At 61.5% G+C, this 892-nt stretch carries 2 protein-coding genes and 1 pseudogene; all 3 read left to right on the top strand.

The window, feature by feature from the left end; translation table 11 throughout:
* The coding region (locus AACY52_RS28590; protein ID WP_339561106.1) for a hypothetical protein at positions 1 to 255 on the top strand (255 nt) is incomplete at its 5' end.
* Positions 252 to 599, top strand: a complete 348-nt coding sequence (tnpB, locus tag AACY52_RS28585) for an IS66 family insertion sequence element accessory protein TnpB (RefSeq protein WP_063676425.1) — start codon at positions 252 to 254, stop codon at positions 597 to 599. The genes AACY52_RS28590 and tnpB, both read left to right, overlap by 4 nt.
* Positions 600 to 646: 47 nt before the next feature.
* Positions 647 to 892: pseudogene (locus AACY52_RS28580) on the top strand (IS66 family transposase); the annotation flags it as partial.

The following is an 892-nucleotide window of genomic DNA, read 5'->3' as shown; positions in this document are numbered from 1 at the left end:
CATGGGCTTTCGAAACAGCTTCTGTTTTCGTGGCGCAAGGCCTATCGCGAAGGACAGCTTGGCGGCTGTCAGGTAGGTGGATTTGTGCCGGCCCAGATTGTGTCGGAGGTCCAGTCGACGACGGAGCGTGCGGCACCGGCGGCGACTGGCACTCTGGAAGTCGTGACCGCGAATGGCCGACGCGTGATCGTGGACCGCAACGTCGATGTTGCGGTTTTGCTACGGATCATGCGAGGGCTGGAGACACTACGGTGATCCCGATCCCGACGGGCGTGCGAGTGTGGCTGGCGACGGGCCATACCGACATGCGGTGTGGCTTTCCGAGCCTGGCTCTGCGCGTGCAGGAAGTGCTCAAGCGCGACGCCATGGGCGGCGGTCTTTTCTGCTTCAGGGGCAAACGCGGCGATCTTTTGAAGGTCATTTGGCACGATGGCCAGGGAGCATGCCTGTTTACCAAAAGACTCGAGAGAGGAAGGTTTATCTGGCCATCGGTCGCCGGTGAATCGGTAACGATCTCTCCGGCGCAGTTGAGCTATCTGTTGTCCGGGATCGATTGGCGCAACCCTCAAGAAACCCAGCGTCCGACGCGGGTCGGATAGCCGCTTTTACGGTTTGAATCTGCTGCTTGATCTGATTCAATGGCTTCATGATATCGAAGCCGGACGATCTTCCATCGGACCTTGTGAGTGCCCTGGCGGCGCTGCAGGCCGAGCGTGAGGCGCGGCTGCGAGCCGAGGCGGTTGCTGCCAGTGCGCGGGCGGAGCTGTCGGACAACGAGGCGCTGATCGCGCATCTCGAGCTGCGGATCGAGAAGCTCAAACGCGAACTGTACGGGCAGCGCTCCGAGCGCACGGCACGGCTGCTCGAGCAGCTGGAGTTGGAGCTCGAAGAA

This window comes from Pseudomonas sp. EA_65y_Pfl1_P113 (assembly GCF_963970525.1).
GTDB lineage: Bacteria > Pseudomonadota > Gammaproteobacteria > Pseudomonadales > Pseudomonadaceae > Aquipseudomonas > Aquipseudomonas tritici.
The sequence above is the reverse complement of the archived record's forward strand: the minus strand, read 5'-3'. Positions and strand labels throughout refer to the sequence as shown.